The 24423-nt window shown below is 48.1% G+C and carries 23 protein-coding genes; 18 read left to right on the top strand and 5 right to left on the bottom strand.

Features of this window, described 5'->3' with window-relative positions; genetic code table 11:
• Positions 1-75: 75 nt before the first annotated feature.
• Positions 76-927, top strand: a complete 852-nt coding sequence (locus NSQ57_RS21315) for a fibronectin type III domain-containing protein (protein WP_342425268.1) — start codon at positions 76-78, stop codon at positions 925-927.
• Between the two features lie 835 nt (positions 928-1762).
• The gene (locus tag NSQ57_RS21310) at positions 1763-2881 is read left to right on the top strand and encodes a slipin family protein (RefSeq protein WP_342425267.1); all 1119 of its coding nucleotides are present in this window, start codon (positions 1763-1765) and stop codon (positions 2879-2881) included.
• A gap of 60 nt (positions 2882-2941) precedes the next feature.
• On the opposite strand, the gene NSQ57_RS21305 is transcribed toward NSQ57_RS21310, so the two are convergent.
• Positions 2942-3355 (bottom strand): chemotaxis protein CheW, encoded by a 414-nt coding sequence (locus tag NSQ57_RS21305; RefSeq protein ID WP_029519325.1) that lies wholly within the window; start codon positions 3353-3355, stop codon positions 2942-2944.
• Between the two features lie 275 nt (positions 3356-3630).
• Here NSQ57_RS21305 and NSQ57_RS21300 point away from each other — a divergent pair, with 275 nt between their 5' ends.
• The 15 genes from NSQ57_RS21300 (at position 3631) to NSQ57_RS21230 (ending at position 18502) form a co-directional block, all read left to right on the top strand.
• Positions 3631-4566: a sugar-binding transcriptional regulator gene (locus tag NSQ57_RS21300; RefSeq protein WP_023990386.1), complete on the top strand. Its 936-nt coding sequence runs from the start codon at positions 3631-3633 to the stop codon at positions 4564-4566.
• Positions 4567-4774: 208 nt separating this feature from the next.
• Positions 4775-5437: a deoxyribose-phosphate aldolase gene (deoC, locus tag NSQ57_RS21295; RefSeq protein ID WP_342425266.1), complete on the top strand. Its 663-nt coding sequence runs from the start codon at positions 4775-4777 to the stop codon at positions 5435-5437.
• Positions 5438-5467: 30 nt separating this feature from the next.
• Positions 5468-5863: a cytidine deaminase gene (locus NSQ57_RS21290; protein WP_103048307.1), complete on the top strand. Its 396-nt coding sequence runs from the start codon at positions 5468-5470 to the stop codon at positions 5861-5863.
• A gap of 75 nt (positions 5864-5938) precedes the next feature.
• A complete protein-coding gene (locus NSQ57_RS21285) occupies positions 5939-7117 on the top strand; it encodes a NupC/NupG family nucleoside CNT transporter (protein ID WP_134903749.1) in 1179 nt (392 codons plus the stop codon).
• A 33-nt stretch (positions 7118-7150) separates the two neighbouring features.
• Positions 7151-8332, top strand: coding sequence for a phosphopentomutase (deoB, locus tag NSQ57_RS21280; protein ID WP_342425265.1), 1182 nt, complete (start codon positions 7151-7153; stop codon positions 8330-8332).
• A gap of 96 nt (positions 8333-8428) precedes the next feature.
• Positions 8429-9136 (top strand): purine-nucleoside phosphorylase, encoded by a 708-nt coding sequence (gene deoD / locus NSQ57_RS21275; RefSeq protein WP_013312036.1) that lies wholly within the window; start codon positions 8429-8431, stop codon positions 9134-9136.
• Positions 9137-9168: 32 nt separating this feature from the next.
• Positions 9169-10470, top strand: coding sequence for a pyrimidine-nucleoside phosphorylase (locus tag NSQ57_RS21270; protein ID WP_342425264.1), 1302 nt, complete (start codon positions 9169-9171; stop codon positions 10468-10470).
• Between the two features lie 210 nt (positions 10471-10680).
• Positions 10681-11253, top strand: a complete 573-nt coding sequence (locus NSQ57_RS21265) for a TetR/AcrR family transcriptional regulator (protein ID WP_342425263.1) — start codon at positions 10681-10683, stop codon at positions 11251-11253.
• A 48-nt stretch (positions 11254-11301) separates the two neighbouring features.
• Positions 11302-12492 (top strand): MFS transporter, encoded by a 1191-nt coding sequence (locus NSQ57_RS21260; protein ID WP_029519316.1) that lies wholly within the window; start codon positions 11302-11304, stop codon positions 12490-12492.
• A gap of 226 nt (positions 12493-12718) precedes the next feature.
• Positions 12719-13117: a hypothetical protein gene (locus NSQ57_RS21255; protein ID WP_342425262.1), complete on the top strand. Its 399-nt coding sequence runs from the start codon at positions 12719-12721 to the stop codon at positions 13115-13117.
• 116 nt (positions 13118-13233) lie between these two features.
• Positions 13234-13917, top strand: coding sequence for a hypothetical protein (locus NSQ57_RS21250; protein WP_342425261.1), 684 nt, complete (start codon positions 13234-13236; stop codon positions 13915-13917).
• 353 nt (positions 13918-14270) lie between these two features.
• The gene (locus tag NSQ57_RS21245) at positions 14271-15329 is read left to right on the top strand and encodes a sulfate ABC transporter substrate-binding protein (protein ID WP_342425260.1); all 1059 of its coding nucleotides are present in this window, start codon (positions 14271-14273) and stop codon (positions 15327-15329) included.
• Between the two features lie 79 nt (positions 15330-15408).
• Positions 15409-16242: a sulfate ABC transporter permease subunit CysT gene (gene cysT / locus NSQ57_RS21240; protein ID WP_103048302.1), complete on the top strand. Its 834-nt coding sequence runs from the start codon at positions 15409-15411 to the stop codon at positions 16240-16242.
• Positions 16243-16333: 91 nt separating this feature from the next.
• Entirely contained in the window at positions 16334-17209 is an 876-nt protein-coding gene (gene cysW, locus NSQ57_RS21235; RefSeq protein WP_069011947.1) for a sulfate ABC transporter permease subunit CysW, read from the top strand.
• 162 nt (positions 17210-17371) lie between these two features.
• On the top strand, positions 17372-18502 hold the full coding sequence (locus tag NSQ57_RS21230; RefSeq protein WP_340956916.1) for an aminotransferase class V-fold PLP-dependent enzyme: 1131 nt from the start codon (positions 17372-17374) through the stop codon (positions 18500-18502).
• 85 nt (positions 18503-18587) lie between these two features.
• Here the strand turns inward: NSQ57_RS21230 and phnE (NSQ57_RS21225) are convergent, their stop codons facing one another.
• The 4 genes from phnE (NSQ57_RS21225) to NSQ57_RS21210 all read right to left on the bottom strand — a co-directional run bounded on the left by phnE (NSQ57_RS21225) (position 18588) and on the right by NSQ57_RS21210 (position 22105).
• On the bottom strand, positions 18588-19385 hold the full coding sequence (phnE, locus tag NSQ57_RS21225) for a phosphonate ABC transporter, permease protein PhnE (protein WP_029519299.1): 798 nt from the start codon (positions 19383-19385) through the stop codon (positions 18588-18590).
• The gene (gene phnE / locus NSQ57_RS21220; protein ID WP_029519297.1) at positions 19382-20236 is read right to left on the bottom strand and encodes a phosphonate ABC transporter, permease protein PhnE; all 855 of its coding nucleotides are present in this window, start codon (positions 20234-20236) and stop codon (positions 19382-19384) included. Before phnE (NSQ57_RS21220) ends, phnE (NSQ57_RS21225) begins: the two co-directional genes overlap by 4 nt.
• Positions 20233-21003 (bottom strand): phosphonate ABC transporter ATP-binding protein, encoded by a 771-nt coding sequence (gene phnC, locus NSQ57_RS21215; protein ID WP_029519296.1) that lies wholly within the window; start codon positions 21001-21003, stop codon positions 20233-20235. The genes phnE (NSQ57_RS21220) and phnC overlap by 4 nt, the downstream gene beginning before the upstream one ends.
• 133 nt (positions 21004-21136) lie before the next feature.
• A complete protein-coding gene (locus NSQ57_RS21210; RefSeq protein WP_025722520.1) occupies positions 21137-22105 on the bottom strand; it encodes a phosphate/phosphite/phosphonate ABC transporter substrate-binding protein in 969 nt (322 codons plus the stop codon).
• A gap of 217 nt (positions 22106-22322) precedes the next feature.
• Here NSQ57_RS21210 and NSQ57_RS21205 point away from each other — a divergent pair, with 217 nt between their 5' ends.
• On the top strand, positions 22323-24233 hold the full coding sequence (locus tag NSQ57_RS21205) for a bifunctional 2',3'-cyclic-nucleotide 2'-phosphodiesterase/3'-nucleotidase (RefSeq protein WP_340956913.1): 1911 nt from the start codon (positions 22323-22325) through the stop codon (positions 24231-24233).
• Positions 24234-24423: the final 190 nt, after the last annotated feature.

Here is a 24423-nt window from a genome sequence, read left to right as displayed (position 1 = left end):
AACTTATAGGGTGAATGTCTTATGGGGTGAGTTTGAAAACATAATTACGCGAATGCCTACCACTGGATCTATAATTTGGATGCTGTAGGCAACATCGACCGCAGCATCACCGCTAATTCACCTATTTATGCCGTATTTCATAAGAACGGTGTAAAAACTTATGTGGCCTACAATTTTACAAACCAGGTCAAAACGGTAACCTTCTCAGATGGGCACAGTATTACCGTGCAGCCGAACAGCTTTAATACCGGAAATGGAAGCGGCGGTGGCAATCCGCAACCTGATACGGAGGCTCCGTCCATCCCGGCGAATGTACGAGTTACGACCAAAACGGCATCGACAGTCACTCTGGAGTGGGATGCAGCTACAGACAATGTTGGCGTTGCGGGGTATATCGTTTATAAGGACGGGGCACAGGCGGCAGAGATAAGCGGTATTTTCGCTTCAATGACAGGGCTAAATGCAGCTTCCACTTACAGCTTTACCGTTAAAGCTCGCGATGCAGCTGGTAACCTATCTGCAGCAAGCCATGCTATATCGGTAACTACGGAGACAGCATCTGGCGGTAATGAGGGTGGCGGAGAAACGGAGGATTATAAAGCAGGAGCTCGTTTTGTCAGCGATCGTGAAGCATTGCTTCAATTTACACCCAAAAAAGCCTCGGCCTATGTTGACGTGCATTATACTTTAACGGATGGACAACAGCTCAATTACCGGATGACCAACAACGGCGGTGTCTGGGAGCAGCGGGTAACAGACCTCGATATCGGGAAGGGTGTCAGCTATTGGTTTACCTATGAAAAGGCGGGATTGCAATACGAGACCCCTCCATTCAGCTATACACACCAGCAGATTGCCTCAACAACGACAGACGTTCCAGAACTTCCAACACCAGGCGCTGATCCCGTTTTCGAAAAAACATCCTAGTGGATCAGGCCTAAGATACGAACGCGACTAGTTAACTATAGAGAGAAAGACACGAGGGAAGCACATATGCTTCTCCTGTGTCTTTTTCGTTTTTTATAGGGTCGTAATACTTTCGCCATGTTCGCGAGTTCTAGATTACGCGATAATGATAAAGGCTGATACAGGAAGATATTACCGAGGCGCGGATTTCCAAAGGTCCCGCAGTGCCTGCCCTGATGGGGTCAGGTATCCTGTAAACTTGCGTATCCACCAACAATTAGGGTTCGATTCCCAATCGCCTTCCACGCGACTTCTGGTAGAGTATTCGAATGATCGAATAAAAACAATGAAAAGACCCGGATAAGAGCATCCCATGTCTGGTCTTGATGACAGATACCGGGGCGATGGCTATGCGGCCAGCGGATACCGGAGAGAGCAAGCGCCGACAGGGCCCGAGGCTTCGGAGATACGGATTCACAGTCGATGTTGGGCTGATGAATCCCATCCCTAGAACACGAAAACAGGCGGTATCTTTCTTTTTCCTCAAGCTTGACCCCGCCGTTCACACCGGAGGGATGCTCTGCAAGGGTCCTAACCCTACTACAACAAATAAAAATAAAAAATCCTCATTTTAAAAGTGTGTTAATTTTAAGGCGGGCAGCTACGGAGCGGTCCATTTGAATCTGAAGAAGCGAAGCGTTCGCCTTTTGCCCCTGAAGTTTAACCCTATAAGGGGTTCATCAAATCCAAAAATTCAGGGGCAACAGCGATCGGAAGATCAAATGGATCGCGGAGCGCCACACGTAGAAAAAAGCACTCTTTTAAGTTGAGGATTCTAAATACTAGGAGTGATACGATGTTTAAGAAGATAACAATTAAATCCGATGAGCGCGGATTGCTGTTCAAAAAAGGAAGCTACCACAAATTGTTGCAACCAGGAACTTACCTATTGAAGACATTTCAGCAGGAAGCGGTTGAAATTTTGAATGTAGCCGAACCATTTTTTGTACCGGACCATGATATTCGTTTGTTTTTGACAGATCCCCTATTGCTTGAGCAATTGAATGTCATTGATGTAGAGGACCATGAATATGTGCTGCATTATGAGGATAATCGGTTTGTGGAGCTGATGACGGCTGGGAAATATGCTTATTGGAACGTGCTCAAGGAACATCGTTTTGTTCGTGCAGATACTCGGCAGCCTGCAATTGATAAGGCATTGGGGCAAGCATTCTTGTCCAAGACACCGGGCTTCTGGAAGGCGCTTCAGGTGGGCAGCTATGAATTAGGATTTTTGTATTACGATAATGTGTTGCAGGGTGAGCTGAAACCGGGTAAATATTATTTCTGGATGTCCACGGTGAATACAGAGATCAAAACGATAGATATGCGACAACAGCAAATGGACTTGATGGGACAGGAAATCATGACAGAGGACAAAATTACGCTGCGCCTCAACTTCGTCTGTCAGTACCGTATCATCGACCCATTGCGGGCATTAGAATTCCGGGCATACGAGGAGCAAATGTACATTATGCTTCAACTGTTGTTACGCGAATACGTTGGCACGATGAAGCTGGATGATTTGCTGAAAATGAAGCAGGAGATTGCGGTATATGTTTTGACTCGACTGAATGAGCAGAGCGACGAATATGGAGTGACTTTTACGTCAGCAGGGGTGAAGGATATTATTTTGCCGGGGGATATCAAGGATATTCTGAATACGGTGCTGTTGGCAGAGAAGAAGGCACAGGCCAACCTCATCACACGACGTGAAGAGACGGCATCCACTCGTAGTCTGCTCAATACGGCCAAGCTGATGGACGAGAACGCCACTCTCTATCGTCTCAAAGAGCTAGAATTCATGGAAAAAATCTGCGAGAAGATTGGCACGATTTCGCTAACTGGCGGGAATACGTTGCTGGAGCAGCTGAACACGCTGGTTCACATGAAAGAGGGGCAGGGACTCCAATAACTGAAAATACTCCCGAACGATGAGTGCAAGCCGCCTCAAGGTTCGGGAGTATTTTGCGTTTTAGTTCGTCTTGGTGGATGCGAGAAAAGCGTCCATATCGATCACCGGAATGAGGGTACCCTGATGCTCCATCACGGTAGGGAACAACTCGCGCTGCCACTCTTCCTCATTGCTTTGTAGCTGACTGTCCTCGGCAGAAGCCGTGTCCTCCACCTGATCGACAAGCAGAGCAATCTTCGCACGGCTGAGCAAAATCATTTTGTCCTCGGAGGAATCGCTGGATGCAGGAAGAAGCAGTTTTTTGCGTAAATTAAGGATCGTAAATACATTGCCGCGAATAGTCACCATTCCTTCATGCCATGCTTCGGAAAAGGGAAGCGGAGTTCCCTTCTTAGCATTCATGACTTCTTCTACTTCCACAAAGTTTAAAGCGAACTTTTTGTCTGCTAGACTGCACACAATAAATTCAGACATAACAATTCTCCTTATCTATTCAGATGAGCCATCACAGGTTGTGATTGAGCGGTAAAATGGGTTAACTATTGCGTTTTGACAGATGGAACGATAAAGTTGAGGATGCGGTAAAATGGTTGTAGTTACTCACAGAATATCACAAACGAGCAGTTAAATCTTCCAAAATAACAACCATACGGCCAAGGCGTGGCTTCAAGTTTCCCTTCATATATAATGTTTGGGACTAAAGCTGTGTCCGATGGCACTACATTTTAAGATAAGCGGGTTGAGGTAGAGTGGATCATGAAAAGCAGCGATTAAGTATCGAAGCAGCCAGATTATACTATCTAAACGACTACAGCCAGCAAGATATCGCGGTCAGACTCGGGGTTTCGCGTCCTACGGTATCGCGGTTACTTCAGGCTGCCAAGGAACAAGGATACGTGCGGATTAGTATTGTGGACCCGATGGAGGATATGGACGCGCTCGGAGAGCAGGTGAAGAAGAAATACGGACTGGATACTGTGTTAGTCTGTTATTCGCCGTTAAATGAATATCAGGAGATCAAGAAGCATATTAGCAAAAAAGCAGCCGATTATTTGCATGAAACGGTACAGGATGCTGATATTATTGGAGTGACATGGGGAACAACCATGCATGCCGTGGCGCTTCATCTCCAACAAAAGCAGGTCAAGGGAGTTGAGGTGGTTCAGCTCAAGGGAGGCGTGAGCCATTCACATGTCAACACATATGCTGTGGAAACCGTGAATTTGTTCGCAGAAGCCTTTCATACCATAGCAAGGTATTTGCCGCTGCCTGTAATTTTCGACAGTCACGCCGTTAAGAAAATGGTCGAGGAGGATCGGCATATCCAGCGTATCATCGAACTTGGCAAGCAGGCGAACATCGCGGTGTTTACGGTGGGGACGGTCAAGGAGGATGCGTTGCTGTTCCGATTGGGTTATTTTAACGGGGAAGAGCAGAAGCTACTGCAAAGAATTGGCAAGGGCGATATTTGCTCACGCTTTTTTGACGCTGAGGGCAACATATGCAGTCAGGAAATTAACAGCCGTACCGTTGGGATTGATTTGCCTGATTTGCGAAAGAAGGAGAAGTCCATTCTCGTCGCTGGAGGCCAGCGCAAAGTGGAGGCCATTCGGGCATCGCTGCGTGGCAAGTATGCGAATATCTTGGTGACGGATCAGTTTACGGCACAAGCACTTTTACAATAGAGCAAGTCGCCTCCATCCAGCAAAATACACGGTTATGGCGTGTGCCTACAGGGTAATATGAATGGTAGGTGAACGCCTTATGTACAAGCGTGAACATAATTTCAAAATGTGTTTTACATATGTTCAAAGCCGTGCTATGATGATCTCATCACAGAGAAATAAAGGACTTTTGTCTTCAACTATTTATCTAATGAAGGAGCTTTTAGATATGAACATTGCAGCATTAATCGACCATACATTGTTGCGTGCAGATGCGACGAAGGATGAAATTACTAAATTGACTGCCGAGGCAAAAAAATATCAGTTTGCTTCTGTATGTGTGAACCCGGCGTGGGTAGCTTATGCAGCAGAACAGCTCGCAGGCACAGGCGTAGCCATCTGTACAGTTATCGGTTTCCCGCTGGGAGCGAGCACGTCCGCAACGAAAGCATTTGAAACGAAAGATGCTATTTCTAACGGAGCGACTGAAATTGATATGGTTATTAACATAGGTGCTTTGAAGGCACGTGATGTACAGCTCGTCGAGCAGGATATCCGTGCGGTCGTGGAAGCAGCTGCTGGTACACTGGTAAAAGTGATTATCGAAACCTGCCTGCTGACTGACGAAGAGAAGGTACTGGCATGTGAGCTGTCCGTCAAAGCGGGGGCGAATTTTGTGAAAACCTCGACAGGCTTCTCTACAGGTGGAGCTACTGTGGAAGACGTTGCCTTGATGCGCAAAACAGTAGGGCCTGAGATTGGTGTAAAAGCTTCTGGCGGCGTACGCAGTCTGGAAGACGTGCAAAAATTAGTAGAAGCTGGCGCAAGTCGGATCGGTGCAAGTTCCGGTGTGAAAATCATCGAGGGCGAGCAGTCTACATCTTCCTACTAAGTTCATTTTAAAGTCATGGAGGGATTCGCAATGAAGGATCAATTGATTCAGAAAGCGCTTGAGGCGCGTAACCAGGCATATGTTCCGTATTCGAATTTTCAAGTGGGTGCTGCGGTTCTCGGAAGCGATGGCACGATTTATCACGGATGTAATGTGGAAAATGCCTCCTACGGCTTATGCAATTGTGCAGAGCGGACAGCGATTTTCAAAATGGTATCCGAAGGTTGCCGGAAAATTGATTCGATTGCGGTTGTAGCTGATACGGAAGGGCCTGTGTCTCCATGTGGGGCCTGTCGTCAGGTCATTTCCGAATTTGCTCATCAAGATACCAAAATTTATCTGACAAACCTTCATGGCAACACGGAAGAGTGGACGGTGGATCAATTACTGCCGGGTGCCTTTCGACCTGCGGATCTGGGGAAATAAAAAAAAGAATGCCTCTTTGGGGCGCATTCTTTTTATGGGTAATGTAAGCGCTTAATGTAATAAGGGGGAATTGAAATGAAATATGTAATCGCTCTGGTGGGACTGCTTGTTGTATTTGCACTTACTTACGTTGCCAGCAGTGACAAGCGCAAAATCAGGTATCGTCCGCTGGTGGTTATGGTTGTGTTGCAGGCGGCGCTAGCTTTTGTATTGCTGAATACAGGGATTGGTGAAATTCTAGTCAAAGGTTTTGCAAAAGGGTTTAATAGTCTGATTGGTTATGCTATGGAAGGGATTAACTTTGTTTTTGGCGGAATTGCGAATGAAGGAGCAGCCCCGTTCTTTATCGGTGTACTGCTGCCAATCGTGTTCATATCCGCGCTGATTGGTATTTTGCAATATGTAAAAGTGTTGCCTTTTATTATTAAATATATCGGGCTTGTCTTGAGCAAAGTAAACGGAATGGGTAAACTGGAATCCTACAACGCTGTAGCTTCGGCTATCTTGGGTCAATCCGAGGTGTTTATTTCCGTTAAGAAGCAAATTGGTCTGCTGCCAAAACATCGGTTGTATACGCTGTGTGCGTCTGCGATGTCTACGGTGTCCATGTCGATTGTGGGAGCTTACATGCAAATGTTAAACCCCAAATATGTGGTCACAGCTTTGGTATTGAACCTGTTCGGCGGCTTTATTATCGCTTCCATTATTAATCCGTACAAGATTGAGAAAGAAGATGATTTACTGGAGGTTCAGGAGGAAGAGAAGCAGTCCTTCTTCGAAATGCTCGGAGAGTATATTATGGACGGCTTCAAGGTTGCGATTACGGTAGCTGCGATGCTGATCGGTTTTGTGGCGCTGATTGCCATGGTTAACGGGATTTTCTCCTGGTTGTTTGGAATCAGCTTTCAGGCGCTGCTTGGATATGTGTTTGCGCCTTTCGCTTTTGTCATGGGTATTCCGTGGAACGAAGCCGTTCAGGCGGGCAGCATTATGGCTACCAAACTCGTATCCAACGAATTTGTGGCTATGCTGGATCTGACCAAGCAAACAGGCTTGTCGGAGCGCACGGTCGGGATCGTATCGGTATTCCTCGTATCCTTTGCTAACTTCTCATCCATCGGTATCATTTCCGGGGCTGTGAAGGGTCTGCATGAAAAACAGGGAAATGTGGTGGCCCGCTTTGGTCTGAAGCTGTTGTACGGGGCAACGCTGGTTAGCGTGCTGTCGGCAACGATTGCAGGGTTGTTTTTGTAGAAAAAAACAGCGAGTCAGGAAAGGATTTTTATAATGTCTAAATTCAAACGGATTCACTTGGTGGTTATGGACTCGGTTGGTATCGGCGAAGCGCCGGATGCTGCCCAGTTTGATGATTACGATGTAGATACACTCGGTCATATTGCGCGCGAACGTGGCGGCCTGAAGATGCCGAATATGGGCAAGCTCGGTCTGTCCAACATTCGTTCCATAGAAGGGATACCAGTGGCCGATAAGCCACTCGCGTATTACACCAAAATGCAGGAAGCGTCCAATGGCAAGGATACGATGACAGGTCATTGGGAAATCATGGGCTTGAATATTGCTGTTCCTTTCCGTGTATTCCCGGATGGGTTCCCGGATGAGTTGATTCAGCGCATTGAGGAGCACACAGGCCGCAAAGTGATTGGCAATAAGCCTGCCAGCGGCACGGAAATCATGGATGAGCTGGGCGAAGAACACGTGAAAACTGGAGCGCTCATCATCTATACCTCGGCGGATTCTGTGCTGCAAATTGCGGCGCATGAGGAAGTTGTACCTTTGAAGGAGCTCTATGAGATTTGTGAGTTCTGTCGTAAAATCACGCTGGAAGATCCGTACATGCTGGGTCGCATTATTGCCCGTCCGTTCGTAGGTGAGGCAGGGAATTTCTCTCGTACCTCCAATCGACATGATTATGCGCTCAAGCCGTTTGGTCGCACCACAATGAACGAGCTGAAGGATGCAGGCCTGGATGTGATCGCCTTGGGTAAAATCTCTGACATTTATGACGGTGAGGGTGTGACGAAGGCGGTGCGTACGGTGTCCAATATGGATGGCATGGATAAGCTGGTGGCCACGCTCGACGAGGATTTCACCGGATTAAGCTTTCTGAATTTGGTGGACTTTGACGCTGTGTACGGTCACCGTCGTGATCCACAGGGATATGGTCAAGCTTTGGACGATTACGATGCGCGTTTGCCAGAGGTTTTTGCTAAAATGACCGATGACGATCTGCTGATCATCACTGCAGACCATGGGAATGATCCGACGTATCGGGGAACGGATCACACCCGCGAATATGTACCTTTGCTGGCATATTCCCCGCGTTTTACAGCTGGGGGCAAGGAACTTGCGGTTCGTAAAACCTTTGCTGATATTGGAGCGACTGTAGCGGATAACTTTGGTGTGAAACTGCCTAAACACGGAACGAGCTTTTTGGCAGAGCTTCAGTAATCCAGGGCCCGCAAGAGTCAAGCAAGATTACAAAGATTAATGTAACGGTATAAATAACGATACAAGCACGGACAAATGGGACGGAGGAATAAAAACATGAGTGTACACATTGGAGCCAAACCTGGAGAGATTGCAGAAACGATTTTGCTGCCAGGAGACCCGCTACGGGCAAAATTTATTGCTGAAACATATCTGGAGGACGTGACCTGCTACAACGAGGTGCGCGGAATGCTCGGATTCACGGGTACGTACCAAGGCAAACGCCTATCTGTACAGGGAACCGGGATGGGGCTGCCGTCTATCAGTATTTATGTCAACGAACTGATTAGCGAATACGGTGTGAAAAACCTGTTCCGCGTGGGTACATGCGGCGGAATGAAGGAGCATGTGCACGTTCGTGACGTCATTTTGGCACAAGCATCCTGTACGGATTCCGGTATGAATCGCCATATTTTTGGTGGCTACGACTACTCGCCGATTGCCAGCTTCGATCTATTGAAGGGCGCTTATGATCGTGGTGTTGCCAAAGGCTTGAACATGCATGTCGGCAATGTATTCAGCTCAGACAGCTTCTACCGTGATGACAAATCAGTGGTACAAAAGCTGATGGAATACGGTGTGCTGGGTGTAGAGATGGAAACTTCAGCTTTATACACGCTCGCAGCCAAGTTTGGCGTAAACGCACTGACGATTCTGACGGTAAGCGATCATTTGCTGACGGGGGAAGAAACGACCGCAGAAGAACGGCAAACGACCTTTAAAGAAATGATGGAAGTTGCACTGGATACAGCAGTATCTCTGTAAACGATCATACGCACAGTGAGGAGAAATGACATATGAGAATGGTAGACTTGATTGAGAAAAAACGTGACGGAAAAGAACTGAGTACGGAGGAAATTAATTTTATTATCCAAGGCTACACTCAGGGTGAAATTCCCGATTATCAAGTCAGTGCATTGGCGATGTCCATTTTCTTCAAAGATATGACTGAACGCGAACGCGCTGATCTGACGATGGCGATGGTTCATTCGGGTGATACCATTGATCTGTCCGCGATTGAAGGTGTAAAGGTCGATAAGCATTCTACTGGCGGCGTGGGTGATACGACAACGCTGGTACTGGCTCCGCTCGTAGCGGCCTTGGACATTCCGGTAGCCAAAATGTCAGGACGCGGCCTCGGACATACCGGAGGAACGGTCGACAAACTGGAAGCTATTGCAGGCTTCCACGTCGAAATCAGCAAGGACGAATTTGTGGATTTGGTGAATCGCAGCAAAATTGCGGTTATCGGACAAAGCGGTAACCTGACACCTGCGGACAAAAAGCTGTATGCCTTGCGTGACGTTACGGCGACGGTCAACTCGATTCCACTGATTGCCAGTTCGATTATGAGTAAGAAAATCGCTGCTGGCTCCGATGCCATCGTGCTCGATGTAAAAACAGGTGCAGGCGCATTTATGAAAACTGTAGATGATGCCAAAGCACTGGCACATGCCATGGTGAGCATCGGTAACAATGTGGGTCGCAAAACGATGGCAGTCATTTCCGATATGAGTCAGCCGCTGGGTCTGGCCATCGGGAACTCGCTGGAAGTGAAAGAAGCGATTGATACGCTGCGCGGCGAAGGACCCAAAGATCTGGAAGAACTGTGCATGGCTTTGGGCAGTCAGATGGTATTTTTGGCAGGGAAGGCAGATTCCCTCGATAACGCCGAAGAGAAGCTCAAAGAAGTCATTCGTAATGGCAAAGCACTGGAAAAATTCAAAGAGTTTATTGCGAATCAGGGCGGTGACGCTTCTGTAGTGGATCATCCTGAACGCTTGCCGCAAGCACAGTATCTTATTGAGGTGCCTGCGAAGCAGGACGGTGTGGTAGCTGAAATCGTGGCTGACGAAATCGGTACCGCAGCGATGTTGCTTGGAGCAGGACGTGCGACCAAAGAATCCGAGATTGATCTGGCTGTCGGCTTGATGCTGAACAAAAAGGTCGGAGATGCTGTTCAAAAAGGCGATTCACTGGTTACCATCCATGCGAACCGTGAAGATGTAGCTCAAGTGCTGGAGAAAATCTATGCTAACATCCGTATTGCAGATCACGCGGAAGCGCCAGTGCTAATCTACGGAACAGTGACAGAGTAAGCGATAAGCCCTACTCATAAAGTCGTATTAGTAGCATGCATATGAAGCCGGAGGCCCTAAGTTTAGGGTGCTTCCGGCTTTTCTGTTGTCCTCGTTCTGTTCTCAGACAATTGAACGGCAGAATTTAAAAATGGGGTTGTCAATTTCAAGTGAGGGTAATATACTGAACCCATAAACTGACGACCGTTCGTAAGGTATTGGAGGAAAAGCATGACACTACAGAAAATTAAAACAGTTAGCTTGCAGCAATTTGCGAAAAAGGGATACGATGCGTCCTCTCTGCAACTGATAGCTGATGAGGTAGGGATTAAAAAGCAGTCCATTTATGCTCATTTTAAAAGCAAAGATGATTTGTTTTTAGACATATTTAAGGATGCGGTGGATCAAGAGATTTTGGAACTGGATCGTTATTTTCAAGATCAATCCGAACAATCACTTGAAGTTGTCCTGCGCGGACTAATCGTTGAATTTAAGGAACGCTATGAGAGTGCTATGAATTTGCGTCTGATTCTGTATATCGGCTTTCTGATTCCATCTGCACTGGAAAGCCAGGTTCAGGCTTTGGTCACACGCTACGTACAGCATAAAACCAGCTTGGTACACGGGCGACTGGCAACTGAAACATCGGTTAAACTTCGTGTTCCAGCTCAATCTGCCGCGACAGCCTATATGAATTTGATTGAAGGCATGCTGGTAGAACTGGTGTACAACGGCACCGACGGTTTTGATCTGCGTCTGGAAAGATCTTGGGATATTTACTGGCATGGCTTGATTCGGGCCTGAGCAACTGAGCAGTTGAAGTAAACATGATTGTATTGGGGGAAGAGAACAGTGTCTGTGAAAGAAAGCTTTTGGTCCAGAAACTTTATTTTTTTGATGATATCCAACGCTTTATTGTTCATGGCATTCGAAATGCTTATGCCTACGCTGCCGCTGTTTGTGGAAAGTCTTGGCGGCAGCCCATCCCAGATTGGATTGGTGACTGGCGTGTTTATGTGTTCTGCTATATTGATTCGTCCATTTTCAGGTACGCTGATCCAGCTCTTGGACAAGAAGTATGTTCTGATTATCGGAGTTGTGATTTGTATGCTGGCAACGGGAAGCTACATGCTTTCCAGTAGTTTGGTACTGCTGTTAGTATTTCGGCTGGTACATGGCTTTGGATTCGGCATTGCGAGCACGTTGTATGCTACCTCAGCCTCAGATGATTTGCCGCCTCATCGTATGGGGGAAGGAATGGGCTACTTTGGCGTAGGTGAAACCGTAGCGATTTCAGTGGGGCCACTGATTGGTATATGGATGCTTCACGCATCAGGTTTTAACGGACTGTTTTCCACGGGAGCTATAATTCTACTGTTGTCGCTCGTGATGAGCGTATTGGTTCGTCGCCGTGCTCCGAAACCTATGTCGGCGGATACAGTGCAGGGCAAAAAGAAGGTTCCTTTTAAATTATTTGAAAAAAGAGTGCTGCTGCAATCCTGTCTTGCGTTGCTGGTTGGCGTGGTGGCAGGTGGAGTGATGTCTTTCGTGGCTTTATTTGCCAAGGAGCAGGGCTTTACCAATGCAGCATGGTTCTTCTTTACTGTGGCTATGGCAAGCTTCCTCGTCCGACTGGTGTCAGGTAGAATTTTCGATACCAAAGGCCCAGCTTATATCCTGATTCCTGCAGGGATTGTGCTTATCGCCGCCATCGTTATGGTGGCCTCATCGCGGACCGAGTTACAATTTTTGATTGCTGCTGTGATGTATGGTTTGAGCTTTGGAGCTATTTTCCCAGCTTTGCAGGCTTGGGCAATCAGTGTGGTCGGAGAAGATGAGCGAGAGGACGCTGTAGGCTCCTTTTATAATTTCTTCGATTTGGGCATTGGAGGAGGCTCTTTGGTTCTGGGGATGGTTGCTGGATTAACCTCTTATAAAACAATGTATTTGTTCTCCACTTTGCTGATTGCGGCTTATCTAATTATATTTGTGACGTATATTGTATTGGATAAGAAAAAGTCCCATAACACGTTGAACGTATAAGCTATGATTACGGAATACGAAATATATGATGGAGCGCTTGCGTTTGGGTGCCTTTGATCAAGTTTGAAAAAAATGACAGACGGACTCATAATAGATATGAGTTCGGCTTTTTTTACGAAGGAGGAAATCAAATGGTGGAGAAATGGGTTTGGGTTGGGGTTGCCGGAGCAATCGTGGGTTATGTCACTCTTGCCAATATATCGACTACCATGCATAGTCATCATCGGTGAGTCAGGAGCACCCGGCTGCTCCGTTAAGTGCACAGAGTGAGAATGGGAGCGCAGCGAAGCGTATTGTACATGATCAAAGAATGCATTTTGAAGGACAAGGCGAAACGAGCTTTAAATTTGAAGAGGGGCGCAAGCTGTACATCAGTATCAAGAATACAGGTAAGCAGCCCATACAATACAAGCTCAACAGTTCGAATGGATCGGACTTGCAAGGTACAACGAGCGGATTTTCCAGTCGAACGTTGCAGCCAGGAGAACGCCATGATCTGCTGTTTGTAAAGCCAGAAGGGCAGGATGAAGCAGCAAATGACTCCTTAAAAGAGCTGATTTTGAAAGTAAGTACGGACGATGGATCGCAAGGAAATGTTAAAACCTTCGCATATATCACACTGTAAGCTCCTTCCAGAAAGGGCACGACATGCGGTCATTAGTCTACTTATGTTACAATAGAACGGTTGAAGACTTAATGAACAGAATAGGTCAGAGCAGAAAGCAGAAAGGATGACCCGTTGTGCCCAAAAACCATGAATTCGGTAATCAAAAGATGTCACGGAGGCTGTCACTCACAGCCATTTTACTTACACTTACTTTTGTAGCACTTACTGGCTGTGGTCAGGATAAGAATGCTGAAACCATTGATACTGGAAGCAGTACAAGCGTGATCGAGAATGGAGCCGGTGGTAATCGTAGCGGTTCAGCCCAAAATGACAAAGCAGCGAAAGAGAGCGAGAGTGCAGAAAACAGCGATACTGATGCACAAAAGTCAGCTCCTTCGGCTCCAGCTGCTTCATCGGATACTTCTTCTTCTCCGGCAGCCTCCAATCCATCGCAAAATCCATTTGAGGTAGCAGGTATTCAAGATCCTAAAGCGTTTTTGAACACGTTCAAAGCGCTGCAGAAGGCAGTTGCCGACAATGACAAGGAGAAAGTGGCCGATTATATTTTGTACCCTCTGCGTGTTAATGATAGTGAAAAGTCGTTAACGATTCCGAATAAGAAAGATTTTATTGCCAAGTATGATCAGATTTTTACGGACGCGATTCGCGAGGCGCTTGTGAATCAAAAGACAGATGATTTGTTTGTTAATTATCAGGGAGTCATGGTGGGATCAGGTGAACTGTGGTTGAGAAGGGCTACGGACAATCCGAAGCTTTTTGGAGTCTTTTCGGTTAATCTTGAAACGGTTGCCAACTAAGTCGTACCCCGTGTGTAAATGACCTCTAAACGGTCGGAAACATATACAATGTTTCTGACTGCCCCCCTTAAAGAAAGAAAAGTACAGATAATGCATACCAAAAAAAGGTTTGACATCACTCCTAAACTCTCGTATTATATCCGTATAACTCATTAAACAGGTAGGAATTAAAGAATTAAAGTTTGATCTCGCCATTTTGGCGGAGAACCTCTAGGAACAGCAGGCAGACACTGTCCACACGACAGGTTTGACCTAACAGGGCTGCATCAGGGAATTCTCCGCTCTTTTTTTAATTATGTCTGTAAATAACAGGCGTAAATGAATACAAATTACATAGAATTCGGGGTGTCTTGATGAAGAGGCAATGGAAAAGTGGACTTATTCTCGGACTATCTTTGGTTTTAACGATGATGCTAAGCGCTTGCGGGGCAAGCAAGGGAGGGACGGAGGTAGATGGTAGCTCTGCTGCCGTGGAGTTGCTCAATGTTTCTTATGATCCGACCCGTGAGCTGTATGAGGCATATAATAAAGCATTTGCCGCCCATTGGGAGAAGGAGAAAGGACAGAAGGTGAAGGTTACGATTAAGCAATCTCACGGAGGATCTGGCAAGCAAAGTCGTTCTGTGCAGGACGGGCTGGATGCGGACGTGGTCACTCTGGCTCTGGGCTATGATATTGATGCGCTACAGGAAAAAGGACTCGTTCAAGAGGGATGGCAAAGTAAATATGAGCATAACAGCGCCCCGTACACTTCAACCATCGTGTTATTGGTACGCAAAGGGAACCCGAAAGGGATTAAGGACTGGGACGATTTAATCCGTGGCGATGTGCAAGTCATTACACCGAATCCTAAAACTTCGGGTGGAGCACGTTGGAACTATCTTGCAGCCTGGGCTTATGCGCTCAAGAAGAACAATAATGATGAAGCCAAGGCCCAGCAGTTTGTACAGGAGCTGTATAAGCATGTGCCGGTATTGGATAGCGGAGCACGTGGAGCGACAACGACTTTCGTAGAGCGTGGAATTGGCGATGTGCTGATTGCATGGGAAAATGAAGCACTGCTCTCGGTGAAGGAGCTGGGTGCGGATAAATTCGATATCGTATATCCATCGATCAGTATATTAGCTGAACCTCCGGTAGCAATAGTCGATAAGGTGGTAGATAAAAAAGGTACACGCGAGGTAGCGGACGCGTACCTGAAATATTTGTACAGTGAAGAAGGGCAGACCATTGCTGCTGAAAATTATTATCGCCCAACATTGGAGAGTGTGACGGCAAAGTTCAAGGATCAATTTCCTAAATTGGAGCTCGTAACCTTGAAGGATGTATTCGGGACATGGAAGGAGACGCAGCAGAAGCATTTCAGCGACAAAGGCATTTTTGACCAGATTTATGTACCCGGCAGTTCATAAAATAGGTGGACTGTGTAGACGATTGGATTGGTAGCCGCGAGTGTCATAGTGAATGAATTCAGAGAGGGATGGGCAGAACATGAGTCAAGTGCAAGCCACTCGAAAACGCGTACTTCCCGGGTTCGGGTTAACAATGGGTTATAGTGTGCTGTATCTCAGTCTGGTGGTGCTGGTGCCTTTATCGGCACTGCTTCTGAATTCAACTGGACTGACGTGGGAGAAATTTTGGGACGTGGCGACTGATGTCAGGGTGCTGGCTTCCTACAAGGTTAGCTTTTTGTGTGCCGCGGCTGCGGCGCTGATCGACCTGTTTCTCGGTTTATTGATAGCCTGGGTGCTGGTGCGTTATGAATTTCCGGGGAAACGAATTTTTGATGCGGTGATTGATCTGCCCTTTGCTTTGCCTACTGCGGTAGCGGGGGTTGCTCTAACTGCCCTATATGCGCAGAACGGCTGGATCGGTTCGTTGTTCGAACCGCTTGGATGGAGGATGGCGTACTCACAGACGGGGATTACGCTAGCATTGATGTTTATTGGCATTCCGTTTGTCGTACGGACAGTTCAGCCGGTGCTGGAGGAACTGGACAAGGACGAGGAGGAGGTCGCTGCTACGCTGGGAGCTGGCAGATGGCGTATCTTCTGCAGCGTTATTGTGCCGGAGCTGGTGCCACCGCTGCTGACGGGTTTTGCGCTCGCCTTTGCCCGTGGCATTGGCGAGTACGGCTCTGTCGTCTTCATCTCTGGCAATATGCCGATGAAGACGGAAATTGCTCCACTGCTCATAATGTCCAAGCTGGAGCAAAATGACTATGCAGGAGCTACGGCGGTAGCGTTGATGCTGTTGGTGATTTCATTCGTGCTGTTATTCGTGATTAACAGCATTCAGCGCTGGTCACGGCGCCGTGCAGTTTAACGTAACTGCCTAAACGCAACTGTTAATATAATTGTTTAACGTTAATATGCAGGGCTGCGCATAATACCCGCGTTCTAAGGAGGGATACACCATGTCACAAGCAATAACTGGGCAGGAGCTTGCTTCTGCACCAGTGCCTTCATCTGCACCGCCCAACAGGGTCACAACCGAAGCCCCTTGGGTGAAGTGGACGCTGATTGGTGCTGCTTTTTTAGCTTTGCTCTGGGTACTGGTATTGCCGCTAATCGTCGTGCTTACCGAAGCGCTCAAGCAAGGATGGGGCGTCTACGTCGAAGCGTTACGGGACCCAGATGCCATGTCTGCATTGCGGTTGACGCTGCTGGTGGCAGCGATAACGGTACCGCTGAATACGGTATTTGGTGTAGCTGCCGCTTGGCTGATCACGAAATTTCAATTTCGCGGCAAAGGCTTACTGGTCACCTTGATTGATTTACCCTTTGCCATCTCTCCTGTCGTTGGAGGGCTGATGTATGTATTAGTGTTTGGTGCACAGGGCTGGCTTGGACCGTGGCTGGACGAGCATGATATTAAAATTATATTTGCTTTGCCTGGTATTATTTTAGCGACGCTGTTCATCACCTTTCCATTTGTGGCGCGAGAACTCATTCCAATGATGGAAGATCAGGGACAGCAAGAGGAAGAAGCAGCGGTCACGCTGGGCGCGCGCGGTTGGCGTATTTTCTGGAAAGTGACGCTGCCGAACATCAAGTGGGGTCTGCTGTATGGCATCATTTTGTGTAATGCACGAGCCATGGGTGAGTTTGGTGCGGTCTCCGTTGTCTCTGGACATATCCGGGGAGAGACGAACACACTGCCGCTGCATGTGGAAATTTTGTATAACGAATATCAGTTCTCGGCATCTTTTGCGGTGGCCTCGTTATTATTGTTACTTGCTCTGGCAACCTTGGTGCTTAAAAGCTGGTTTGGACGCAAACGCGTGCATTAATTTATGATTTTGTATATGATCCCTCAGGGCCTCTCTTTGCATCTATCGTCTGTTAACGGCGAGAAGATGGGAAGAGAGGCCCTTGTTCTAAGGTGGCTGATATGGATAATAAAATGATCATATCAAGGCACGTTGGTGTGCCCAGGAGGAGCGAAGGGAAAAATGAAACATCCGTTTCAGTCCTACCGTCAGCTGTTTCCAGTGCTGTCCTCACATATCCATGTAGGGAGCTGTTCCCAAGGGGCCGTATCGAGGCCGGTTTCCGCTGCCATTGAGGAATATCATCGAAGTTTGCTGCAACACGGTCATAACGGTGATCTGTCTATGGCACGTTTGGAGGAGGCTAGAGGGCATTTTGCCAAGCTCATCGGGGCGGAGACTGACGAAATTGCGGTCCTGTCCTCAGCCTCTGAGGCGATTGCCGGGGTGGCCACAGCCCTTCCTTATGTATCGGGAAAAGAAGGCATTGTGTATGCGGACACCGACTTCCCGACAGTGGGACACATCTGGCAGGCACAGGAGATGTTCCGTGATCACATCTGTTGTATCCCCTCCATCGAGGGAGAAGTGATAATAGAACAGTATGAGGAGCATGTTACGGAGAAAACTGCGCTCGTTATGGTGTCACAAGTGAACTATACCAACGGATTTCAGCAGGATTTAAAATCCATTGCAGATATAGCTCACCGAAATCAGGCGTTGCTGTTTGTGGATGCCTATCAGTCAGTAGGGATTATTCCAGTGGATGTAAAGGCAATGGGCGTAGATATTCTGGTCGCTGGAGCACGCAAATATATGCTTGGAATTCCGGGCGTGGCTTTTCTTTATGTAAGCAAGGATCGAATAGACCGCTTCAAGCCCCGTCTTACGGGCTGGCTTGGGCAGGAGCCCGCTTCCCGGTTTGATATTGCTCACCCGGTTCCGGCGGCGGGAGCCCGACGCTTTGAGACGGGATTGCCTTCTTTCATTAGCATTTTTGCCGCCAATGCGGCCTTAAAGCTGCTGCTGGAGATTGGAGTCACGAGTATTCAGGCCTATATGAGTGAGTTGTTGGATTTTTCCGTTGAACATGGACGGCGCAAAGGGTTACACATACGTGTACCTTACAGGGGAGGCACATTACCAAGCCTGCTCGCTGTTGAAGTAGCCGACGTGTCGGCTGTAGAGAGGCGATTGAGAAGCCAAAATATGATCGTTTCAGCACGAAAGGATGTTATCCGTGTGGCTCCGCATTTTTACAATACGGCTGAGGAAGTCCGACGGATCATAGATGAATTGGCAGAGAGATGTTGAACGGCAAAAGCCTCTTCCGAGTGAATGGGAACATAACATGTCCCTTTTTACACAGGAGAGGCTTTTTGGGTGTTTAGAATTCTAATTATACGATCCGTTTGCGCAGCCAGCCGGAAATCAGATCCGTCAAAATGATCAGGACTACAATACCGAGCAAGATAACGCCTACACGGTTCCAGTTGCGCATTTGGAGTGCAAATAGTAGTGGAGTACCGATACCGCCTGCACCGACCAGACCGAGCGTGGTAGCGGAACGGATGTTAATTTCAAAACGATAAAGCGAATACGAAAGAAACTGTGGAATCACCTGCGGTAGCACGGCGAAGAAAATCACCTGCCAACGGTTGGCACCGCACGCGATCAAAGCTTCCTGGGGCCCGTGATCGACACTTTCGATCGTTTCCGAGAAAAGCTTCGCCAGCATGCCGATGGAGTGAATGCCGAGGGCAAGCACACCCGCAAATGAACCGGGTCCAACGGCTTTGATAAACAAGATGGCGACGATCATTTCGGGAAATACCCGGATGACACTAAGCACAAATTTTCCGCTACCTGACAAGGGACGCAGACGGGTCATATTGCTGGACGCCCAAAAGGCGAACGGAAGACAGACAAATGCGGACACGAAGGTTCCGAGCACTGAAATGACCAGCGTATCCAGTAACCCGCGCAGTAAATCCTCTCCCTCAGGAATGTAGACGAACGACCAGTCGGGATGAAGGAAGCCGTCCAATATAGCGACAGAGACACTTTTGGCCGTTCCCTGTAATCCTTCAAACTGCATCCCGCGAAAAGCCCAAATATAAATGATGATTAGCAGAATAGCTATCGCCCATAGGCGCAGGCGGGAGCCCATAGGTCTGCGAAGCGTAGGATCATTCATAATAATTTCCTCCGTAGCAGGTTACTGCCGTAATCAATCGCAAGGACGATGACGAGGGTCAGTAGAATAATGATGCTTGCCCGATCATATCGGAACAGCCCCAGAGAACGGTCAAGCAACAGACCGATACCGCCAGCGCCAACCAGGCCCAGAACGGAAGCCGCGCGCACATTGACCTCAAAGGTATACAGCAAGTACGACACAAAATAAGGCAGAGCCTGCGGAACCACACCAAAGGCGATGACTTGGATGCGGCTCGCGCCAACAGCAGTCATGGCCTCCAGTGGTCCGGGATCAATGGCTTCAATCGCCTCAAAGGTCAGCTTGGCTATAATGCCAAAGGAGAAGAAGAGCAGGGCGAGCATCCCTGCAAACGGCCCGATGCCGAATACCGCCACAAAGATCGAGGCGAACAGCAAATCGGGAATCGTCCGTACTAGATTCAGGATCGTGCGCATCGGCAGCGAAATCAGCTTGCGCGGCATTACATTATAGGCACACAGCAACGCGACAGGGATCGCCAATATGGCTCCCAGTGTCGTGCCGACAATAGCGATCTGGATCGTTTCCAGCATCGGTTTCCAGATGGTAGGCAAGTAACTCCAATCAGGAGGAAACATTTCCTCCAGCAATTTGCCCATCTCCGGTAAGCCAACGATCAATTGGTAAGGCGTGGCATCCGTATGAATGGAGCAGGCTACCAGCACTACGATAAAGATCATCCAGGTGGCGTAACGCTTATAGCGTCCTGGCAAAGGTGGCCCTGCGGGCGGCTTACTTGGCTGCGGCGGTCCAGCATGCGGTGACGGTTGCGTCGAAGAGAGCGGCTGGGCAGTAGAGTCGGGCTTCATGATCCCACTCCCAGCAGCTCATCATGCTTGATGGCCCGGCCGTAGATCTCCGCAAAGGCCTCATCCGTAGCCTCCTTCGGTGTGCCGTCAAAGACCACTTCTCCGGCGCGCAATCCGATGATCCGCGTTGCATATTCGCGCGCGAGATCAATGAAATGCAGATTGACGATGGTCGTAATCTGCATTTCACGGTTGATGCGCTGGAGGTCATCCATGACCTGGCGGGTGGTCAGCGGATCCAGCGATGCGACAGGCTCGTCCGCCAGAATGATTTTAGCCTCTTGCGCAAGAGCGCGGGCGATGGATACGCGCTGCTGTTGGCCACCCGACAGTTCATCTGCCCGGCTGTAGGCTTTTTCACGGATGTTCACGCGCTCCAGCGCTGTTAGTGCCAGTTCGATATCCTCCTTCGGGAAGAGGCCGAGAATGGTTCGCAGCGTCGAATGATAGCCGACACGGCCGGAAAGTACATTGCGGAGCACCGTCGAACGCTTAACCAGATTGAAGCTTTGAAAGATCATGCCGATATCACGGCGAATGCGCCGCAGCTCGCTGCTTCCAGCAGACGTGACGGACCTGCCACCCACGATAATGTCGCCGGACGTAATGTCATGCAGTCGGTTAATGGAACGCAGCAGGGTAGACTTACCTGCACCGGATAAACCGACGATGACGACCATTTCTCCCTCCTGAATCGTCAAATTAATATTGTTCAACCCTTTGGTGCCGTTCGGGTATGTTTTCGATACGTTTCGAAATTCGATCATATGCTCCCAACTTTCTCCCCCGATGGGGTGGAATGAAAACAACACCGCCATGAATACATGGACGGTGCTGCCCTGTCATTCGTAAAGCCTGTTTCGTAGCTGTTACTTCATTACAGTACCTTGCTTGCTCCGATTACTTAACCGCTTGACCAACAGCTTCGGCGTATTCACGCACGGAGTCGAAGTTTTTATCGTCGCCCTTTTCATAACCTACATGGGTGTAAATCTCTTTAATGATTTCGCCGCCTGCTGGGTCTTTGGCAATGTCAATAAAGGCTTGGCTGATCTTGTCTCTCCACGCTTGATCCATATCAGAACGTACGCTGACGGTGTCATTTGGAATTTTAGCTGTGTAATGAATGACGCGAGTTTTTTCAAATACATCCGGGATTTCCTTCTTCACCGTGTTACGTGCATCTTGGAAAACAGCTACCGCATCAACCTGACCGTTCAGCAACGCCAGAATAGCAGCATCGTGGCCTTTGATTGTTACACCCTGCACATCCGTGTCCGGGTCCACGCCAGCTTTTTTCAGCTCTGCTGCAGGGTACACGTAGCCTGCGGAGGAGGTTACATTTTGCCAGCCAACCTTCTTGCCTTTCAGATCAGCTAGACTTTGAATCGGAGAATCCTTTTTCACTACGATCATGGCTTTATAAAAGTTCACTTTTTCAGTCGTGTCCTTGCCTGTGGCATCTTCAATTCCGTAGCGTTGAGCTTGCAACAGCAAGTCGGCTGCTTTACGGTTATCGTGGGCCAGTACATAAGCATTCGGCGGAAGGAATCCTACATCTACCTGTTTGGAAGACATGGCTTCCACAATCGTATTGTAGTCAGGAGATACGGTTACTTTCACCGGGATTCCAAGCTTGTCACCCAGTAGATTTTCGAGCGGTTTGGCTTTGGCTTCGAGCGTATCTGCATTTTGAGAAGGAACGAACTGTACCTTTAACTCCTTAGGAACATAGGCTGTGCTTTCGTTTTTAGAACCATCTGTACCCGGAGTGGACGCGCTGTTGTTATTGCTTGCATTGGAGCCACAAGCGGCTAGACCCGCTGCCAGTGTGAAGGTCATGCACAAGGTCAGTGCTTTTTTGAACAAAATAATTTCCCCCTAAACATCGTAATAACGAAAATAAAATTAAAAACCTGTAAATGCTGTGACAAACCAAATCTTAACAGCTAGTCCCGCTGCTAGGGTAAAAACCACTCCTGACTTTGGTAAAAATGATGTAAAATTTATCATATTAACATTCTCTTAACAGTGCTCTGTTAGACTTGTTCAAGCTCTATGACCGAAGCTGAGGGAGAGAACAAGATTGAATGTTTTGGATATTAACGAAAAGGCAGGCCATGAAAATGTAAGTCCTGTGAGAGTGAAATTCCGTATTATGGTTACAACCGATTTGCATGTCAGCTTGTGGAATTACGATTATTATACGGATCAGGAAACGCTGCATTACGGTCTGGCGCAAACAGCCAGCTTGATTCAAATAGCCCGGGCGGAGGCACCCAATCACCTGCTGCTGGATAACGGAGATGTGATTCAGGGGAATCCAATGGGAGATTATGCTGTACAGCGACTCCGACTGGACCCGAGCGCGGTGCATCCCGCCTATAAAGCCATGAATCTGCTTGGGTACGAGGCAGGTAATATCGGGAATCATGAATTTAACTACGGACTGGAATACTTGCAGACTTGCCTTCGAGGAGCGCAATTTCCATATGTGAATGCCAACATTTATATAACGGGAGAACAAGAACAAAACTACTTTACACCTTATCTATTGCTGGATAAGACGGTAGAGGATGAAGCAGGTGGTAAGCATCTGTTGAAGGTAGGGGTCATCGGCTTTGTCCCTCCGCAAATTATGCAATGGGACAAGGCGTGGCTGGAGGGGAAAATCATTGTCAAAGATATGCTGGAAACAGCAAGACGGTTTATTCCAGAAATGAAGGCAGCGGGAGCCGATCTGATCATTGCCATGCCCCATGCTGGCTTCGAAGATATTCCCGAAACACTTGATATGGAAAATGCGGTGCTGCATCTGAGCAGGGTGGAAGGGATTGACGCCATTGTGTTTGGTCATGCCCATAAAGTATTTCCAGGATCTTCGTTTATGGGAAAAACAGGTGTCGATCTAGAGCGAGGTACCATCCACGATATCCCAGCAGTGGAGCCGGGCTTTTGGGGGGATCATCTGGGGATCATTGATCTGGAGTTGACCTTTAGTGGAGGAAAGTGGCAGGTGGTTGCATCTGCTGTCGAGGTACGCCCGGTGTATGATCCGATACGCAAGGAGGCGCTGGTACAACCGGATACTGCCATTCAGCAGTCGGTAGCAGAAGAGCACGCCGGAACACTAGAGTATATTCGTGCACCTGTAGGTCAGACGACGGTGGCGGTGAACAGCTTTTTTGCTCAGGTGATGGATGATGCTTCGGTTCAGCTCGTGAATGATGCGCAAATGTGGTATGTGAAGCAGCAGATGCAAGGGAGCGAGTACGAAGGATTGCCCGTTCTGTCGGCAGCAGCTCCTTTTAAAACAGGCGGCAGATATGGCCCATCGTACTATACCCATATTCCGGTGGGAACGTTGGCGATCAAGCATATCGCCGATCTGTACAATTTTCCGAATACGCTGCATGTCGTTCGACTGACCGGAACGGAAATCCGGGAATGGCTGGAGTGGTCTGCTGGACAATTCCGGCAAATTGATCCTTCAGCAGAACAAGAGCAAGGGCTGATTAATTCTGATTTTCCAAGCTTTAATTTCGATATCATCGACGGTATCAGGTATCAGATTGATGTAACACAGCCAGCCAGATATGATGCTGACGGGGGCCTAAAGGATCCAGATGCACACAGAATCATTCAGATGTCTTTTGATGGCGAACCGATGGATATGCAGCGACATTATCTGGTTGTTACGAATAACTATCGCGCGTTTTCCTCTGCGCTGGTCAATCCGGGTGGAGAGCGAATTATACTTGCTTCACCGGATGAAAACCGTCATGTGCTGACCGAATACGTGCGGCATATGAAGACGTTGACGCCAAAAGCTGACGGCCATTGGTCCCTCGCCCCATGGTCAGGGCGTCCGCATGTGACGTTCCTGACCTCACCGCAAGCAACGGATGCCGCTAATGCCTATTCGGAGTTGCTTTATGAAGGGTTAACGGTAGAAGGGTACGCTAAGTTTGCCGTCGATTTCGGACGTTCACGGTAGAACTGCTAACTAGTTTTTGTCCTATAAGTCCACAGCATCAAAATAATAGAAATAGACTGTCCCGCAGAGGACGGTCTTTTTTCATAAAACAGATTTAAAATCGTACAAAACTCGTGATTTTATATGTCCTGAGTCGTGTTTAAAGTTATTGACCTCTCGTATAAATAGACATATACTTTGATTAAACAAA

This window comes from Paenibacillus sp. FSL L8-0502 (genome assembly GCF_038593055.1).
GTDB classification, from domain to species: domain Bacteria; phylum Bacillota; class Bacilli; order Paenibacillales; family Paenibacillaceae; genus Paenibacillus; species Paenibacillus polymyxa_D.
Note: the sequence above shows the minus strand (reverse complement) of the source record. Positions and strands in the feature narration are given on the sequence as shown.

What these genes read in the sequence shown, in the direction of transcription:
- cysW (WP_069011947.1), top strand. Translation starts at nt 16,334, where the DNA reads ATGTCACAAGCAATAACTGGGCAGGAGCTTGCTTCTGCACCAGTGCCT.
- NSQ57_RS21245 (WP_342425260.1), top strand. Translation starts at nt 14,271, where the DNA reads ATGAAGAGGCAATGGAAAAGTGGACTTATTCTCGGACTATCTTTGGTT.
- phnC (WP_029519296.1), bottom strand. Translation starts at nt 21,003, where the DNA reads ATGATCGAATTTCGAAACGTATCGAAAACATACCCGAACGGCACCAAA.
- NSQ57_RS21305 (WP_029519325.1), bottom strand. Translation starts at nt 3,355, where the DNA reads ATGTCTGAATTTATTGTGTGCAGTCTAGCAGACAAAAAGTTCGCTTTA.
- NSQ57_RS21265 (WP_342425263.1), top strand. Translation starts at nt 10,681, where the DNA reads ATGACACTACAGAAAATTAAAACAGTTAGCTTGCAGCAATTTGCGAAA.
- deoD (WP_013312036.1), top strand. Translation starts at nt 8,429, where the DNA reads ATGAGTGTACACATTGGAGCCAAACCTGGAGAGATTGCAGAAACGATT.
- NSQ57_RS21230 (WP_340956916.1), top strand. Translation starts at nt 17,372, where the DNA reads ATGAAACATCCGTTTCAGTCCTACCGTCAGCTGTTTCCAGTGCTGTCC.
- phnE (WP_029519299.1), bottom strand. Translation starts at nt 19,385, where the DNA reads ATGAATGATCCTACGCTTCGCAGACCTATGGGCTCCCGCCTGCGCCTA.
- phnE (WP_029519297.1), bottom strand. Translation starts at nt 20,236, where the DNA reads ATGAAGCCCGACTCTACTGCCCAGCCGCTCTCTTCGACGCAACCGTCA.
- NSQ57_RS21270 (WP_342425264.1), top strand. Translation starts at nt 9,169, where the DNA reads ATGAGAATGGTAGACTTGATTGAGAAAAAACGTGACGGAAAAGAACTG.
- NSQ57_RS21310 (WP_342425267.1), top strand. Translation starts at nt 1,763, where the DNA reads ATGTTTAAGAAGATAACAATTAAATCCGATGAGCGCGGATTGCTGTTC.
- NSQ57_RS21290 (WP_103048307.1), top strand. Translation starts at nt 5,468, where the DNA reads ATGAAGGATCAATTGATTCAGAAAGCGCTTGAGGCGCGTAACCAGGCA.
- deoC (WP_342425266.1), top strand. Translation starts at nt 4,775, where the DNA reads ATGAACATTGCAGCATTAATCGACCATACATTGTTGCGTGCAGATGCG.
- NSQ57_RS21285 (WP_134903749.1), top strand. Translation starts at nt 5,939, where the DNA reads ATGAAATATGTAATCGCTCTGGTGGGACTGCTTGTTGTATTTGCACTT.
- cysT (WP_103048302.1), top strand. Translation starts at nt 15,409, where the DNA reads ATGAGTCAAGTGCAAGCCACTCGAAAACGCGTACTTCCCGGGTTCGGG.
- deoB (WP_342425265.1), top strand. Translation starts at nt 7,151, where the DNA reads ATGTCTAAATTCAAACGGATTCACTTGGTGGTTATGGACTCGGTTGGT.